Below are 14,061 nucleotides of genomic sequence, written 5' to 3' on the forward strand. Positions count from 1 at the left end.
TTGAACATGGACATCGACGCCTTTCCCCTCTACGACATCGAAGGCGAGCCCTTCCAGTGCGGTCAGCAATACGGCCGCGCCGCAGGTGACCGCATCGACCTGAGCCTGCGCACCTACCGCGCCGCCTTCGAGCGCGTGGGCCTGAGCTGGGAGCGCACGCGCGCGCTGGCGCGGCGCTTCATGCCCGTGATCGGCGCCTTCGACGCGGGCATGCTGCGCGAGATCGAAGGCGTGGCCGACGGCGCGGGCGTGCCAGCCGAGGACATAGTGGCGCTGAACGCGCGCAGCGAAATGCTCTACGCCTTCCAGCAGCTCGAAGCCACCGAGCCACCCGACGGCTGCACCGGCATCGTCGTCATGCCCTCCGCCTCGCGCAGCGGCAAGCTCATCCACGCGCAGAACTGGGACTGGCGTGTGGAAAGCCTCGAACTGGGCGTGGTGCTGCGCATCCAGCCCGCCAAGGGCCCGGCCATGCTGACCTTCGCGGAGGCCGGCACGCTGGCGCGCGCGGGGCTCAACAGCGCGGGCATTGCGGTGACCGGCAACTTCATCAAGGCCGACGGCGACGGTGCGCAGCAGGGCGTGCCACTGGCACTGATCCGCCGCGGCATCCTGCAGTCGGAACTGTATGCGAACGCGCTCGGCGTGGTGTGTCGCACGGCGCGCTCGATCTCCAACAACATGATCCTCACGCACGCCGAGGGCGAGGCCGTGAGCCTGGAGACGTGCCCGCAGCAGGTGTTCTGGCAGCAGCCCGAGGCCGGTATCCTCGTGCACGCCAACCACTTCAAGACACCAGCTGCGCTGGCCCGCGTGGTCGACCGCAGCCTGGAGACCACGCCAGATTCGCTCTACCGCGACCGCCGCGTGACCGAGGCGCTGCACCAGCGCTCCGGCGATCTGACCGAAGACGACGTGATGGCCGCACTGCAGGACCGCTTCGGTGCGCCGCGCGCCGTATGCCGCAGCCCGAGCGCGGGGCCAGGCGGCGCGTCGTCGGCCACCGTGGCGACCATCGTGATGGACCCGGCGGCACGAAGGATGCTCATCGCGCCGGCACCCTTCAAGGCGCACCGTTTCACCGAATATTCGCTCTGACTCTTTCGCTCTGATGTTTCGCCCAGCCCACGCCAGGAGTGCCGCCATGAATCCGCATCTTTCCCGTTCGTTATTCGCGCTGCGCGGCGCCGCGCTCTCGCTGCTGTGCCTTGCCGCCGGTGCCGTGCAGGCCCAAGGCGGCACGGGTGCCGGCCAGACTTTGCGCATCCAGATCAACTCCGACATCCGCTCCACCGACCCCGGCGGCAACCGCGACGACAACACCGACAACGTGCTGGCTCATGTGGTCGAAGGGCTGGTGGCGCTGCGAGAAGACACCTCGGTGGGCCCGATGCTGGCCAGCAAGGTCGACACCTCTGCCGACGGCCTGACCTACACCTTCACGCTGCGCGACGGCGTGAAGTTCCAGAACGGCGCCACGCTGGCCGCCGACGACGTGGTGTGGAGCTGGCAGCGCTACCTGAAGCCCGGCAGCGGCTGGCGCTGCCTGTCGGAGTTCGACGGCAAGGGCATGACGAAGATTCTTTCGGTCGAAGCGCCCAACCCCAAGACCGTCGTGTTCAAGCTGGAGCGCCCCACCGCGCTCTTCCTCACGACCATGGCGCGGCCCGACTGCGGCAGCTCGGGCGTCGTGCAGCGCAGCTCTGTGGGCGCCGACGGCCAATGGAAAGAGCCCGTGGGCACCGGCCCCTACAAGTTCAAGGACTGGAAGCGCGGCCAGTACATTGAGCTCACGCGATTCGACGGCTACAGCTCGCGCAGCGAGCCGCGCGACGGCTTCACGGGCGGCAAGAAGGCCGAGATCGAGAACCTGCGCTTCGTCATCATTCCTGACTCGGCGGCGGCCAAGGCCGCGCTCTACAGCGGCGGCATCGACGCCTTCGTGAGCCCCAGCCCGTCGGACGTGATCGAAATGCGCGGGCGCAGCGACGTCACCGTCGACACCACGCCCGTGATGACCATGGTCGCGCTGCTCATGCAGACGCAAGACCCTGTGCTCAAGGACGCGCGCTTGCGCCGCGCGCTGGCCCTGGCGCTCGACACGCCCGAGATCGCACGCACCGTGACGGAAGGCCTGTCGAAGGTCAACAACTCGGTCGTGCCTTCGACCAGCCCCTTCTACGACGCGACGCAGGCCACCGGTTTCAAGCGCGACCTGCCGGCCGCCAAAAAGCTGCTGGCAGAAGCAGGCTACCGCGGCCAGCCCATCAAGCTCATCGCCAACAAGCGCTATGAGGCGCTGTATTCCGCGGCCGTGCTGGTGCAGGCGATGGCCTCGGAGGCGGGCATCAATATCGAGCTGGAGGTGCTCGACTGGGCCACGCAGCTCGACCGCTACACCAAGGGCCAGTACCAGAGCATGGCCTTCATCTATTCGGCGCGCATCGACCCGTCGCTCAACTACGAGATGGTCACGGGCGACAAGGCCTCGCAGCCGCGCAAGGTCTGGGACAGCCCCTATGCGCAGACGCGCGTCGCCGAGAGCATGACCTCGCAGGACAAGGCGCGCCGCCAGATGCTGTTCGACGAGATGCACAAGCAGATGCTGCAGGACGTGCCGATGGTGGTGCTGTTCAACGCCAGCGACGCCACCGCGCTGCGCAAGAACGTGTTGGGCTTCAAGGGCTGGGCGCCGGCCAAGCCGCGCTTCTGGAACGTGCGCCTCGACGCGCGCGGCTGAGGACGCCATGTGGGCCTACCTGCTTCGCCGCGTCGGCATGACGATCCCGACGCTGCTGCTGGTGTCGGTGGCGGTGTTCGCGCTCATGCGGCTGATTCCGGGCGATCCGGCGCAGCTCATGCTGGGCGAAGGCGCCGACCCTTCGCAGCTCGAACTGCTGCGCCACCAGATGGGCCTCGACCAGCCGCTGGTCGCGCAATACTGGCTGTGGCTGCGCCACGCGCTCGCCGGTGATCTGGGCCTGTCGACCACCAACAGCCTGCCCGTGCTGCCGCTGATCTGGGAGCGCTTTCAGGTGAGCGCGGTGATCGTGCTTGCGGCCGTGGCGCTGGCCACGCTCATCGCGGTGCCGGCCGGCCTCGTCGCGGCCTGGCGCAAGGACAAACCGACCGACCTCGCCATCATCGGCGCGGCCACGGTGATGCTGTCGGTGCCCAGCTTCTGGCTCGGGCTGCTGCTGCTGATGTTCTTCGGCCAGTTCCTGGGCTGGCTGCCCGTGGTGGGCTATGTACCGATGTCGGAGAACTTCGGCCAGGGCCTGCACTACGTGATCTTGCCGGTGGCCACGCTGCTGCTGGTGGAGACGGGTGTGCTCACGCGCATGTCGCGCGCCAGCACCATCGAAATCCTGCGGCTCGAATACGTCACGCATGCGCGCGCCAAGGGCGTGCCCGAGGCGCAGGTGCTGCGCCGCCACGTGCTGCCCAACGCCTTCAATCCCACGCTCACGATGATCGGGCTGATCCTGGGCCACCTGCTGAGTGGCATCGCCGTGCTCGAAACCGTGTTCACGCTGCCCGGCCTGGGCCGCCTCATGATCGATGCGATCTTCGCGCGCGACTACCCGGTGCTGCAGGGCTGCCTGCTGTTCACTGCCTGCATCTACGTCGTCATCAACCTGATCGTCGACCTCTGCTATCCCCTGTTCGACCCCCGGGTGTCGGTGCAATGAAGAAACGAATCAAGACTCACACGCTGATCGGCGGCACACTGGTGGCGCTGGTGCTTCTGCTGGCCGTGGTGGCGGTCGTCTGGACGCCCTACAACCCGCTGGCCCTCGACCTGCGCGGCAAGCTGCAGCCGCCCTCCATGGCGCACTGGCTGGGCACCGACGAGTTCGGTCGCGACGTGGTGAGCCGTGCCATGCGCGGCGCCTCCACCAGCTGCCTGGTCGCGCTGCTCACGGTGCTCGTGGCCACGGCTGCCGGCACGGTGGTCGGGGTGGTGGCCGGCTTCCTGCGCGGCTGGACCGACCGGGTGCTGATGGCGCTCAACGACACGCTGCTGGCCTTCCCCGGCCTGTTGCTGGCGCTGGGCGTGATGGTGATCGTGGGCGCCAACCAGTGGGGCATCGTGCTGGCGCTGAGCATGTCGTATGCCCCGTCGGTGGTGCGCGTAGTGCGCGGCACGGTGCTGTCGCTGCGCGAGCGCGAATACGTCGAGGCCTCGCGCATGATCGGCAACGCCGAGGGCTACACGATGTGGCGCCACATCCTGCCCAACTGCGTGGCGCCGGTGGCCGTGCTGGCCACCAGCATGTTCGGCTGGGTGCTGCTGTCGGAAAGCGCGCTGAGCTTTCTGGGCCTGGGCGTGCCGCCGCCCGCGCCCACCTGGGGCAACATGCTGTCCAGCGCCCGCCCCTACATGGCCTCCGCCGTGTGGCTGTGCGTGGTGCCGGGCCTGTGCATCGCGTTCACGCTGCTGGGCATCAACCTGCTGGGCGAATCGCTGCGCGACCGGCTCGATCCACGGACCGAAAAATGATGCGCGATCTCTCACATATCGAGGCCGTGCTGTCGGTGCGCCAGCTGAAGATCGGACTGCAAGGCGGCCGCGCGACGCTGGTCGACGACCTCTCGTTCGACGTGCACCCCGGCGAGTTCCTGGCCGTGGTCGGCGAATCGGGCAGCGGCAAGACCATGGCCGCGCGCGCCGTGCTGCAACTGCTGCCGCCGGGCATCGAACAGACCGGCGGGCAGATCGTGTTCGACGGCGAGGACCTGGCTGCGCGCAACGCCAAACAGATGCGCCCCATCCGTGGGCCCGGCATCGGCATGGTGTTTCAGGAGCCGATGGTGTCGCTGAACCCGGTGCACCGCATCGGTGAGCAGATGGCGGAGGGGCTGCGCATGCACACCGCGCTCACGGCCGCCGAGATCCGCGCCCGCTGCCTCGACATGTTGCGCCGCGTGCAGATTGCCGACCCCGAGCGCTGCATGAACGCCTACCCGCACGAGTTCTCGGGCGGCATGCGCCAGCGCATCATGCTGGCCAGCGTGATGCTGCTCAAGCCCCGCCTCCTGATCGCCGACGAGCCCACCACCGCGCTCGACACGCTGAGCCAGCGCGAGGTGCTGGACCTCATGGTCGAGCTGGCGCGCGACAACGGCACGGCCGTGCTGCTGATCACGCACAACCTGGGACTGGTTGGGCGCTATGCGCAGCGCGCCATCGTGCTGGAGAAGGGCAAGCTGGTCGAGACCGGCAAGCTGCCCGACATCCTGGTGGCGCCGCGCGAGCCCTACACCCGCAAGCTGGTCGATGCGCTACCGCGCCGGAAGCCTGCATCCGGCGACGGCGTGGCGCGCAGCGGAGCGCCGCTCGTGCAGGTGCGCGGCCTGTGCGTGAGCTATCCGGGCGCACGCACAGGCCTGTTCAAGCGCCACCCGACGCAACGCGTGATCGATTCGCTCGACCTTGACATCCACGCGGGCGAGATGATCGCGCTCGTGGGTGGCAGCGGCTCGGGCAAGACGACGTTGGGCCGCGCAATCCTGCGGCTGGCCGACGCGCAGGCCGGCCAAATCCTGTTCCGTGGCGACGACGTACGCACGGCTGGCCGTGCTGCGCTGCAGCGCTTCCGGCTCACGTGCCAGCTCGTGTTCCAGGACCCGTTCTCGTCGCTCGATCCGCGCATGCGTGTGCGCGACATCGTGACCGAGCCGCTGCGCCATCTGCCCGAACTCGACGCCGCCGGGCGCATGCGCCGTGTCGCGGAAACGCTCGACGAAGTGGGCCTGGCCCAGCTCGGCGCGCGCTATCCGCACGAGTTGTCGGGCGGCCAGCGCCAGCGCGTGGCCATTGCGCGGGCGCTGGTGCGCCGACCCGCCTTCGTGGTGGCCGACGAGCCCGTGTCCGCACTCGACATGACGATCCAGGCGCAAGTGCTCAAACTGTTCCAGAGCCTGCAGGCCCACCACGGCTTCGCGTGCCTGTTCATCAGCCACGACCTGGCGGCTGTCGAGCAGATCGCCGACCGCGTGATCGTGATGGAGCGCGGCCGCATCGTGGAGCAAGGCACGCGCGACTCGGTGTTCGACCGCCCGCAGCACGCCTACACGCGCGCCTTGCTTGCCGCTACGCCGCGCCCACTCGCAGCGCTGGACCACTCCAATGCCATCCCCTGGACGTCCTCGCTTGACCTTGCTACGCGATCTCCGTCAAATGAAAGGCACGCCAAGCCGAAGAAGTGAACGCGCAGTAGATAACAAAGCTGGCTAGCCCACGGATTTGAGCTGACCCCGGAAGTTGGACGAATTTCCAGGGGCTTATGGAGAAGTACACGACAGAGTTCAGGCTCAGGGGTTGTTACGCGTTTCTTAGCCGGCGAAGGCGGTACAAGTTGCTTGCACGGTGCTGGTCGGACGCCAGGTCTCGAAGTGGCCCGATCGGCCAACCTGCGATAGATCCAAGAGGTGCTTGTCGCACGCGTTGACGTCAGCGGGTTCATTGGCAGTCGACGACCTTTATCCGACGCGGTCATCCAATCCTTGCGGCCGAAACAAAACAACTTACAACTGCTCCGAGCTCAATGACGTGCTGAGCATCCGAAAAGCTGATTTTGCTCGTCGTTGGCGCTCCTTCAGCTGGGTGATCAACGTTCAGGTCGGCCATCGGTGGACTTGATCAGATGGTATGGGCGCCTCCCTCCTGCTGCTGCTGCTTGCACCGCACTGCGGCTAGTGCCAGATTGACGATCCCACCGTCAACATTGAATGGAGACCATCATGGAGCGCACCGTCATTGCCGTCGAATTGCCAAGAAGGTGTTTCAGCTGCACTGGGTCGACATGGACACCGGTTGCATCGAGCGCTTGCAGCTGAAGTGCGCAAAGTTGCTCGAATGGTTTGCCAATCGCGCAGTTGTTCTGGTCGTGATGGAGGCTTGCGGCGGAGCTCATGACTGGGGTCGAGCGCTGATGGGAATGGGCCATGAGGTACGACTTATCTCGCCCAGGAAGGTCCGTCCGTTCGTGCAGCGCAACAAGACCGATGCCGCGGACGCTCAGGCGATCTGGACGGCATGCCAGCAGCCCGGCATGCGCTTCGTTCCCGTCAAGTCCGAGACAAAGCAGATCGTGCTGTCACTACACCGGCTGCAAGCACAGCTCATGAAGACCCGCATCATGCAAACCAACGAGTTTGGGGGGACTGCTGTATGAATTCCGCATCGTGCTGCCAGAGGGTCATGCCGCGTTGCTCAAGACGTTGCCCGACGCCATGTGCGACGCAAGACACGGTTGCCAGCGATGCTCATGGAAAGCCTGAACGAGCAACTCAGGCGAGTCCAGCAACTCCAGGCCGACATCGGCCTCATCGAGCGACGGCTCTCTCAGCAGATGCGCGAAATGCCGGCCTGCAAAGCCGTCGCCGAGATCCCTGGCATTGGTCTTCTCACAGCCACGGCCGTCGTCGCCAGCATGGGTACGCCGACAGCGTTCAAAGACGCCCGGGAGTTTGCTGCATGGATCGGATTGGTCCCTCGCCAGACCGCCACCGGTGGACGGATACGCCAGCTCGGCATCAGCAAACGAGGCGATGCTTACCTGCGAACGTTGCTGATGCACGGTGCCCGAGCCGTCGTGATCAGATCCAAGGATGGCCCAACATGGCCATGGCTGACAGCTTTGTTGCAGCGCCGACCTTACAGCGTGGCTGTCGCCGCGGTGGCGAACAAGCTGGCGCGAACGATATGGGCGGTGCTGGCACGCGGTCAAGCCTGGCGCCCCGAGGCGTGGCAGGCCGTGCACTGACGACGAAGAGAACGATACAGCCAGTTTGAAGGAGAGCAAGCGGCCACGCGTGGGATGGGCCAGACAGGTCGGACCGGGACGAGGACACTCCGATAGGGAAAAAGAGCGCCAAGCTCGTTGATCAGATGGGAGACTCGTCAGCGGAAACCATCAGGGCCAGCAGGCATACCCGCCTGCACAACAGGCCGGACATAAGACTGCAGTCCTGCCTCATGAATCCTCACACACACGAGTTCTTGCAATCCGGGAGGCGCCCATATAAGACGTTCCCAATTCACATCGACCATCCCGGACATCGAGGACTGGCGCTGGAGCAGGCAGCCCGGCGCGGACGCGCCCGCCTGCCGGCTACCACTGGTAGCCGGCCTGCACCCTTGCACCGACCTGTGCGCCGGAGCCGGCGGCGACGGAGAGTCCGCCGCCCATCTGCCAGTGGTCGTCCAGCTGGTAGGCAAAGCCCACACCCACGGCGCTCTGGCCCGCATAGTGGGCCGCCGCGGCGCCGAACCAACGGCGGCCGGCCTGCAGCATCGGCACCGACGGCATCGCCATGGCCTGCGCGACACCGCGTGCCGCGAAGTCGCGCACCGCCTGCAGCTGGGCGCCGAACTGCGCGCTCGTGCGCTCCAGTTGCGCGAGGTTGACTGCGTCGGTGGGCAGGGTGCCTGGCGCAACGTTGACGATCTGGCGCGGCGCCGCCGCGCTGCCCACGCTCACCGTGGAAGGACGGTCCGCCACCGAGCCCTGCCCCAGCGCGACCGAGTCCGGGGCCACCGCCCGAGCGTTCGCGCCCGGCGCCACGGCATTGACGCCGCTGGCCAGCGAGGCTGCGCCGATGGCCGTGGTCGGGTCGGCCAGGGCCCGCGCACCGTCGCCGATCGCCAGCGAGCCCGCATGGAGCGCTTGTGCATCCCGGCCGATGGCCTGTGCGCCATCGCCCTGCGCCGAGGCGCCGATGCCCACGGCGACGGCCCCCATGCCGCTGGCGCTGGCCGGCGCCTGCCCTGCCACCGAGCAGCGCAGCGCCCCGCCGTTCACGGTGCACACGCCCAGCTGGCCGTTCACCACCGCCTGCAGCTGCACCGACTGCTCCTGGATCTGCGTCGTGTGGGTCTGCAGCTGCTGGGTCATGTCGATCACCTGAGCGCCCTGGTTCGTCGCCAGGGTCAGGGCCTGTTCGGCGGTGGTGCGCACGCCATACAGCTGCGCCCCGTTGACCGCGTCGGTCGAGGTGGCGCTGACATTTCCGGCAACGACTCCGCTGATGCGCCCGGCGTTGACGATGCCTGCGCCCCGATTGTCGATGCCGCCCTGCGTGACCAGTTGGCCGCCGACCACCGCACCGCCGCCGACGGACAGCGTGCCGGCATTGACCTGACCGCTGGCCTCGACGTCCGCGACGTTGGTCAGCGTGCGCTGGTTGGCCGCGGAGCCGAAGGACACCACGTTGCCGCGGCCGCCGTCGCTGCTCTGGGCGCCGATGGCCACCGAGTTCTCGCCGCTGGCGGTGCTCAACGCGCCCAGGGCCATGGAGCGCAGACCACTGGCCCACGCATTGCGGCCCATCGCCAGTGCTGCGTCGGCGTTGGCGAAGCTGGCGTAGCCCAGCGCCATGGCGCCGTCGCCGGACGCGCGCGCCGCCGAACCCAGCGCGGCGCTGCCATATCCGCTGGCGTCGCTGTCGGAACCGACGGCGAGGCTGCGCTCAGCGCGGGCCTTGCTGTTGACGCCCAAGGCACTGGCCCGCACGCCACTCGCCTGGCTGTCGCTGCCTACCGCGACAGCGCGCTCACCGCTGGCCGCGCTGTCCGCGCCGATGGACACCGCCTCCACGGCCGAGGCCGCGCTGCGATAACCCATGGCCACCGAGGATTCGCCACTGGCCTTGGCGACGTTGCCCATCGCCAGTGCCGAGCCGGCGCTGGCCTCGGTGAACGAGCCGATCGCGGTGGCCGAGTTCGCGCTCGCGTTGCTGCTCAGGCCCATGGCGGTCGCGCCATTGGCGCCCGCCTGAGCACGAATGCCGTAGGCCGACGCATTGCCCCCGTAAGCCGTGGTCAAGCGCCCGATGGCGATGTTGCCCGTGGACAGGTCGATGCCGGCCTGGGACTCGGCGCCGCCGGCAATGTTGCTGTGACAGTCGGCCTGCACCACATTGGGTGCGCTGCTGAAGCCGGAATACGCGCCGTCGTCGCGGCTGCCGTAGAGCGTGCCGCCCGGACACACGTTGGGGTTGAGCACCTGGGCCTGCACGGCAGGCACGGTGCAAAGGCTCAGGGCGCACAGCAGCTGCGCGGCAGGCGCCAGGCGCGGTGATGGTTGGCGTTTCATGGTCTGTTCTCCTCGCTCGCGCGGCTCTGGAAGCCGCTCGGGCGATGCTGCCCGCGCGGCGTGCCCGGCCCATACCATACTTTGTGGTAGCCTGCGGCGCCCTGGCTGGGCCTCCCCGCCCGCCGCCTCCCCGATCGCGACCCGCGTGCCATGCCCTCACGGACACCACCCTCCGATTCCGACGCCCGCCCCACCCGTACAGCCGAGCCGCTGTCGCTGCTGCGCCTGGCCCGCAACACCGGCAGCGAACGCTTCCAGCACGAGCTGCTGCGCCGCCTGCTGGACGAGTTCCGCGCCGATCACGGCGCCATCAACACGTGGCATCCGCGCAGCTTCGTCTGCTCGGTGGGCATCGGCTACGACCTGGCCGCGATGAGCGAGCAGTGGAACCGGATCAACGGGGCGGAACTGGACTTCATCACGTTCGCCATGCGCGCGCAGCCCGAGCAGGCCGCGATCGCCAACGACGACGATCCGCGCTGGCAGCGAACGCCGCCGGCCTGGCGCGAATTCCTCTCGTGCCACGGCATCGTCCACCAGATGGGCGTGGCGATTCCCTTCGAGGGTAGCGAGACCTTCGTGCACCTGTACCTCAACCGCGGGCCCGGCTCGCCGCCGCACACAGAGCGCGACGCGCGCGCGCTGACCGCGCTCACGCCGCAGATCCGCGAGTCGCTGCTGGTGAACCGGCTGTATGCGCACGCCCGCCAGGGCCTGGACGAGGAAGCGCATCCGCTGGCCCTCACCGACGCGGACGGCTGGGTGCTGTTCGCCAACCGCGCCTTCTGCGCCGCCTGGCCGGCGCTTGCGGCGCTGGCGGGCGCGATCTCTCCGCGCCTGCCGCAGGCATGGCTGGCCGGCCACCGGGGTGCGCTGCGCCTGCTGGAAGCCGCCGGGTGGTCGATGGAGGTAGGCCACGACGGCAGCGGCCTGCGCGTCGCCCTGCGTCGCAGTCCAGCGCGCGACGGCATCGCAGCGCTGACCCCGAGGCAAGCCGAGATCGCGCGGCTTTACTGCGTGGGGCATTCCAGCAAGGACGTCGGCCTTCGGCTCGGCCTGTCCCCCGCCACGGTGCGGGTGCACCTGCGCAACGCCTACAGCCGCGCGGGCGTGAGCAGTCGGGCTGCGCTGCGGGCCTGGCTGGGCATCTGAGTTCGCACCGAAGGGGTGCCAAGACACGGCCTGCGTGCTGCGCTCAGGACAGGTCGGACCATTAGGGTGTCCGCGCCGAAGTAGAACTGAGCCGCTCAGTTTGCGGTCGGCGCCAACGTGAGCCTGCTTTTCGTGGATGACGACCGAGAATCCCTCAAGATGCTCGATGCGCTTCGTGCGGCCCAAGGGGCGCGCGTCACTACAGCGGGCACTGCAAAGGAAGCGAGCGCACTGGTCGTAGTAAATCAGTTTGACCCGATCGTGTCGGATATCGGCAGCCCGGCATGGACGGATCCGCGATGCTCGGCAAGATGCGCAAGCTGCGCAAGATGCATTGCGGGGCCTCACGGTCGCAAACGCGCATTGGCAGCGGGGTTCAACAAGCATCTGGATAAGCTGCTTGAGACGGATGCACTCTTGGACTTGCTATCCGAATTCGGAGCAACAGCTCGCCGGTGAATGCAAACCGACACTTGGCCGCTGCAAGCCGTCCTTGTCAGCCAAAGATGCGGAGCTGCTGCGGCTGGTCAGCTTCGGGTTGGTTGGCACGCGATCTTATTGGTCCCACGCGGTTTGCTGTCTGCACCAAGTTCATCGCTGGAGCATTGTTGCGGCACCCACATCGAATCGCCCCACAGGAACCACCACGCTTCCAGTTCACTGAGACGAGGTCTTAGACGTCCGAAACGACATAAAGCCGAAAGGACTGGTCTTCCGGGTTGCTCAGCCAGGGCTTGGCTTTCTGGTGTGCAAGGCCATGTGCAGCCCTCCAGCGCATCACACGCTCCAGCTGCTGATCGGAGACATCTGCCGGTCGTTGCTGGGAATCCTCCTGCCAAGCCCGAAAGCAAAGCAGCATTTTCTCGGCACTGTCGAAGTGGCCCTCAAGCGACTGCAAATAGAGGGGTGCAGCGACCATGGTGTCGCTGAGCGTCGCTTGCGGGCCTTCAACGCTCACGCAGAACAACCGGCCGCCGGAGGTCGAAAGATCTTTCATGACGGACCGCAGCTGTACAGGCAGGCCTTTGACGGGGGTGCAGGTCGCGAAAGCGCATCCTGTTTGCGATAGAAGGAAGGCGTGCAACCGAAACGCGCGCGGAACGCGGTAGAAAAGTTGGCCGCCCCGGAAAATCCCACGGTCAGTGCCACCTCATCAATGCTGAGGGCGGATGCCTGCAGGAGCGTGCAAGCTCGCATCAGCCTTGCGGCACGCACGAATTCAAACACCGTCTGCCCGGTGTGCGCGCGGAACGCCCACGACAGGCGCTTCTCATGTGTGCCGACCTGAGCCGCCAACACCGGAAGCGGCGGGACATTGGCCAGGTCGGCTTCGACGATTCGCAACGCGGCCTGCACCAGGACTTTTTCCGCGTCGTATGCCACACGCTCGATGCCGCCATCGCGGTCATCGTCCAAATTCTGGTCCCGATGTTGAACGACGGTGTTTGTGCGCCGCGTTAGCGCGAGGTGAACTGCCACGCGCATCAGCAGTTCGTCGGCCTCGAGCGGCTTTTCCACACAGTCGACCGCGCCTTCTTGAATGCTCTCAAGCCGCTCATCGAGGGTGGCGCCGGCGGTCATGAAGATCACCGGAATGTGCGAGGTCGAGGGATCTGCGCTCAACAGCCGCGCCGTCGCGAGGCCTGTCGCCACGCCGGGGCCCACATCCAGCAGGATCAGGTCGGGCTGGAGCGCGGTAGTGCGACGGTAGCCCTCGATGCCCTCGGCAGACAGACTGATGCGGTGCCCCGCCTGGCGCAACACCGTCAGGATTGTTTGCTGGTCCCTCGCGCCTCCTTCAACGACCAGGATGTGCCCGGGAGCGGCCGAAACGCCGGACCGGTCCGCGGCCCGAAGCGACGAGACATGCCTCGCGCCAGCGCTGGCGTGTGAATGGCGGGCAGCTGCGATCCCGCAATGTGGCCGCTCCAGCAATCTCGTGAACATGTATCGGGCAGATTCGTCGTGGTTCGACCTGCATCGTGCCGTCTCCGTCGCCCACAAGCATGGTCCTTTTCTGACGGTTCCTCACCGTTTCTGACCGTGCAGCCTGGCAGACGCTGGCACCTTGCCAGCGTCGAGGCACTAACTCGCGAAGACGTAGCCCGTACCGCGAACCGAATGCACCGGCAAACGCATGCCCAGCTTTTCGGCCTTGCGACGCAGGCGGCTTGCCATCGCATCGATCCGGTGTTGATCGAAGTCGAACAAGTCGCCGCCCAGCGCGACGATCAAGTCGTCGCGGCTCACCGCCGCGCCACGGCGCTGGAAAAGGCAACCGAGAAAGGAACGCTCGGTGGCCGTGAGCGTCATGCGGCGGCCGTCCGGGTCGCTGACCACCCAACCGCCTTCCCTCAATGACCATTGCGCTGCCGGAGGGTCGGTCGACCCAGGCGACGATGGCCCGACGCCCCGTTCGGCATGCAGTCGCCGTCCGACGGCCCGGAGCGTTTCCGCCAATTCCATCATGTTCACCGGCTTCACGAGGTAGGCGTCGGCGCCCTCGCGCAGCCCCAGCACCCGGTCCTGCACGCTGCCGCGGGCCGTGAACAGCACCATACCCACGCCGCGGGCTGCTCGCAGATGCGACACGATCGACAGTCCGCTTTCACCCGGCAGGCCGATGTCCACCACGGCGATGTCGCAGGCCTGGACCGCGAACGCCTTGTAGAACGACGGGGCGTCGGCGAAGCCCTCCGCGTCGAAGCCAAGCTCTCCGAGCGCGAAGACGGTTTCTGCACGGATGTCTTCGTCGTCCTCGATCACGTGGACGAGAAGACCGGTACGCTGGCTCGGGGATGGCATG

Annotated in this window: 10 protein-coding genes and 1 pseudogene; 7 read left to right on the forward strand and 4 right to left on the reverse strand. The window is 67.2% G+C overall.

The features are described from left to right. The first annotated feature begins 6 nt into the window (after positions 1-6). From BM013_RS28945 to BM013_RS28970, 6 genes and pseudogenes are all read left to right on the forward strand, one after another. A complete protein-coding gene (locus BM013_RS28945) occupies positions 7-1,098 on the forward strand; it encodes a C45 family autoproteolytic acyltransferase/hydrolase (RefSeq protein WP_093131530.1) in 1,092 nt (363 codons plus the stop codon). A 46-nt stretch (positions 1,099-1,144) separates the two neighbouring features. Continuing rightward, the gene (locus BM013_RS28950) at positions 1,145-2,740 is read left to right on the forward strand and encodes an ABC transporter substrate-binding protein (protein ID WP_093131532.1); all 1,596 of its coding nucleotides are present in this window, start codon (positions 1,145-1,147) and stop codon (positions 2,738-2,740) included. 7 nt (positions 2,741-2,747) lie between these two features. Beyond that, complete coding sequence (locus BM013_RS28955) at positions 2,748-3,692, forward strand: ABC transporter permease (protein ID WP_093131534.1); 945 nt, start codon at positions 2,748-2,750, stop codon at positions 3,690-3,692. Further along, positions 3,689-4,504 (forward strand): ABC transporter permease, encoded by an 816-nt coding sequence (locus tag BM013_RS28960; RefSeq protein ID WP_093131536.1) that lies wholly within the window; start codon positions 3,689-3,691, stop codon positions 4,502-4,504. The genes BM013_RS28955 and BM013_RS28960 overlap by 4 nt, the downstream gene beginning before the upstream one ends. Further along, a complete protein-coding gene (locus BM013_RS28965; RefSeq protein ID WP_256221742.1) occupies positions 4,501-6,213 on the forward strand; it encodes an ABC transporter ATP-binding protein in 1,713 nt (570 codons plus the stop codon). Before BM013_RS28960 ends, BM013_RS28965 begins: the two co-directional genes overlap by 4 nt. Positions 6,214-6,747: 534 nt before the next feature. After that, positions 6,748-7,772: pseudogene (locus BM013_RS28970) on the forward strand (IS110 family transposase). Positions 7,773-8,120: 348 nt separating this feature from the next. Here BM013_RS28970 and BM013_RS28975 read toward each other — a convergent pair. After that, positions 8,121-10,103 carry a YadA family autotransporter adhesin gene (locus BM013_RS28975; protein ID WP_177225603.1) on the reverse strand — a complete coding sequence of 661 codons (1,983 nt, stop codon included), beginning with the start codon at positions 10,101-10,103 and terminating at the stop codon, positions 8,121-8,123. Between the two features lie 150 nt (positions 10,104-10,253). On the opposite strand from BM013_RS28975, the gene BM013_RS28980 reads away from it, so the two are divergent. Beyond that, complete coding sequence (locus BM013_RS28980; RefSeq protein WP_093131541.1) at positions 10,254-11,255, forward strand: helix-turn-helix transcriptional regulator; 1,002 nt, start codon at positions 10,254-10,256, stop codon at positions 11,253-11,255. 673 nt (positions 11,256-11,928) lie between these two features. Here the strand turns inward: BM013_RS28980 and BM013_RS28985 are convergent. From BM013_RS28985 to BM013_RS28995, 3 genes are all read right to left on the reverse strand, one after another. After that, complete coding sequence (locus tag BM013_RS28985) at positions 11,929-12,252, reverse strand: hypothetical protein (RefSeq protein WP_143098387.1); 324 nt, start codon at positions 12,250-12,252, stop codon at positions 11,929-11,931. Continuing rightward, positions 12,249-13,067, reverse strand: coding sequence for a response regulator transcription factor (locus BM013_RS28990; protein WP_256221766.1), 819 nt, complete (start codon positions 13,065-13,067; stop codon positions 12,249-12,251). Before BM013_RS28990 ends, BM013_RS28985 begins: the two co-directional genes overlap by 4 nt. Before the next feature lie 273 nt (positions 13,068-13,340). Further along, entirely contained in the window at positions 13,341-14,060 is a 720-nt protein-coding gene (locus BM013_RS28995) for a response regulator transcription factor (RefSeq protein ID WP_093131547.1), read from the reverse strand. Position 14,061 lies beyond the last annotated feature (1 nt).

Origin of the sequence: Variovorax sp. OK605 (genome assembly GCF_900115445.1) — a bacterium.
Taxonomy (GTDB): Bacteria; Pseudomonadota; Gammaproteobacteria; order Burkholderiales; family Burkholderiaceae_C; genus Variovorax.

Coding starts and splice junctions, on each gene's coding strand:
- BM013_RS28965 (WP_256221742.1), top strand. CDS start 4,501: ATGATGCGCGATCTCTCACATATCGAGGCCGTGCTGTCGGTGCGCCAG.
- BM013_RS28950 (WP_093131532.1), top strand. CDS start 1,145: ATGAATCCGCATCTTTCCCGTTCGTTATTCGCGCTGCGCGGCGCCGCG.
- BM013_RS28955 (WP_093131534.1), top strand. CDS start 2,748: ATGTGGGCCTACCTGCTTCGCCGCGTCGGCATGACGATCCCGACGCTG.
- BM013_RS28995 (WP_093131547.1), bottom strand. CDS start 14,060: ATGCCATCCCCGAGCCAGCGTACCGGTCTTCTCGTCCACGTGATCGAG.
- BM013_RS28980 (WP_093131541.1), top strand. CDS start 10,254: ATGCCCTCACGGACACCACCCTCCGATTCCGACGCCCGCCCCACCCGT.
- BM013_RS28945 (WP_093131530.1), top strand. CDS start 7: ATGGACATCGACGCCTTTCCCCTCTACGACATCGAAGGCGAGCCCTTC.
- BM013_RS28985 (WP_143098387.1), bottom strand. CDS start 12,252: ATGAAAGATCTTTCGACCTCCGGCGGCCGGTTGTTCTGCGTGAGCGTT.
- BM013_RS28975 (WP_177225603.1), bottom strand. CDS start 10,103: ATGAAACGCCAACCATCACCGCGCCTGGCGCCTGCCGCGCAGCTGCTG.
- BM013_RS28960 (WP_093131536.1), top strand. CDS start 3,689: ATGAAGAAACGAATCAAGACTCACACGCTGATCGGCGGCACACTGGTG.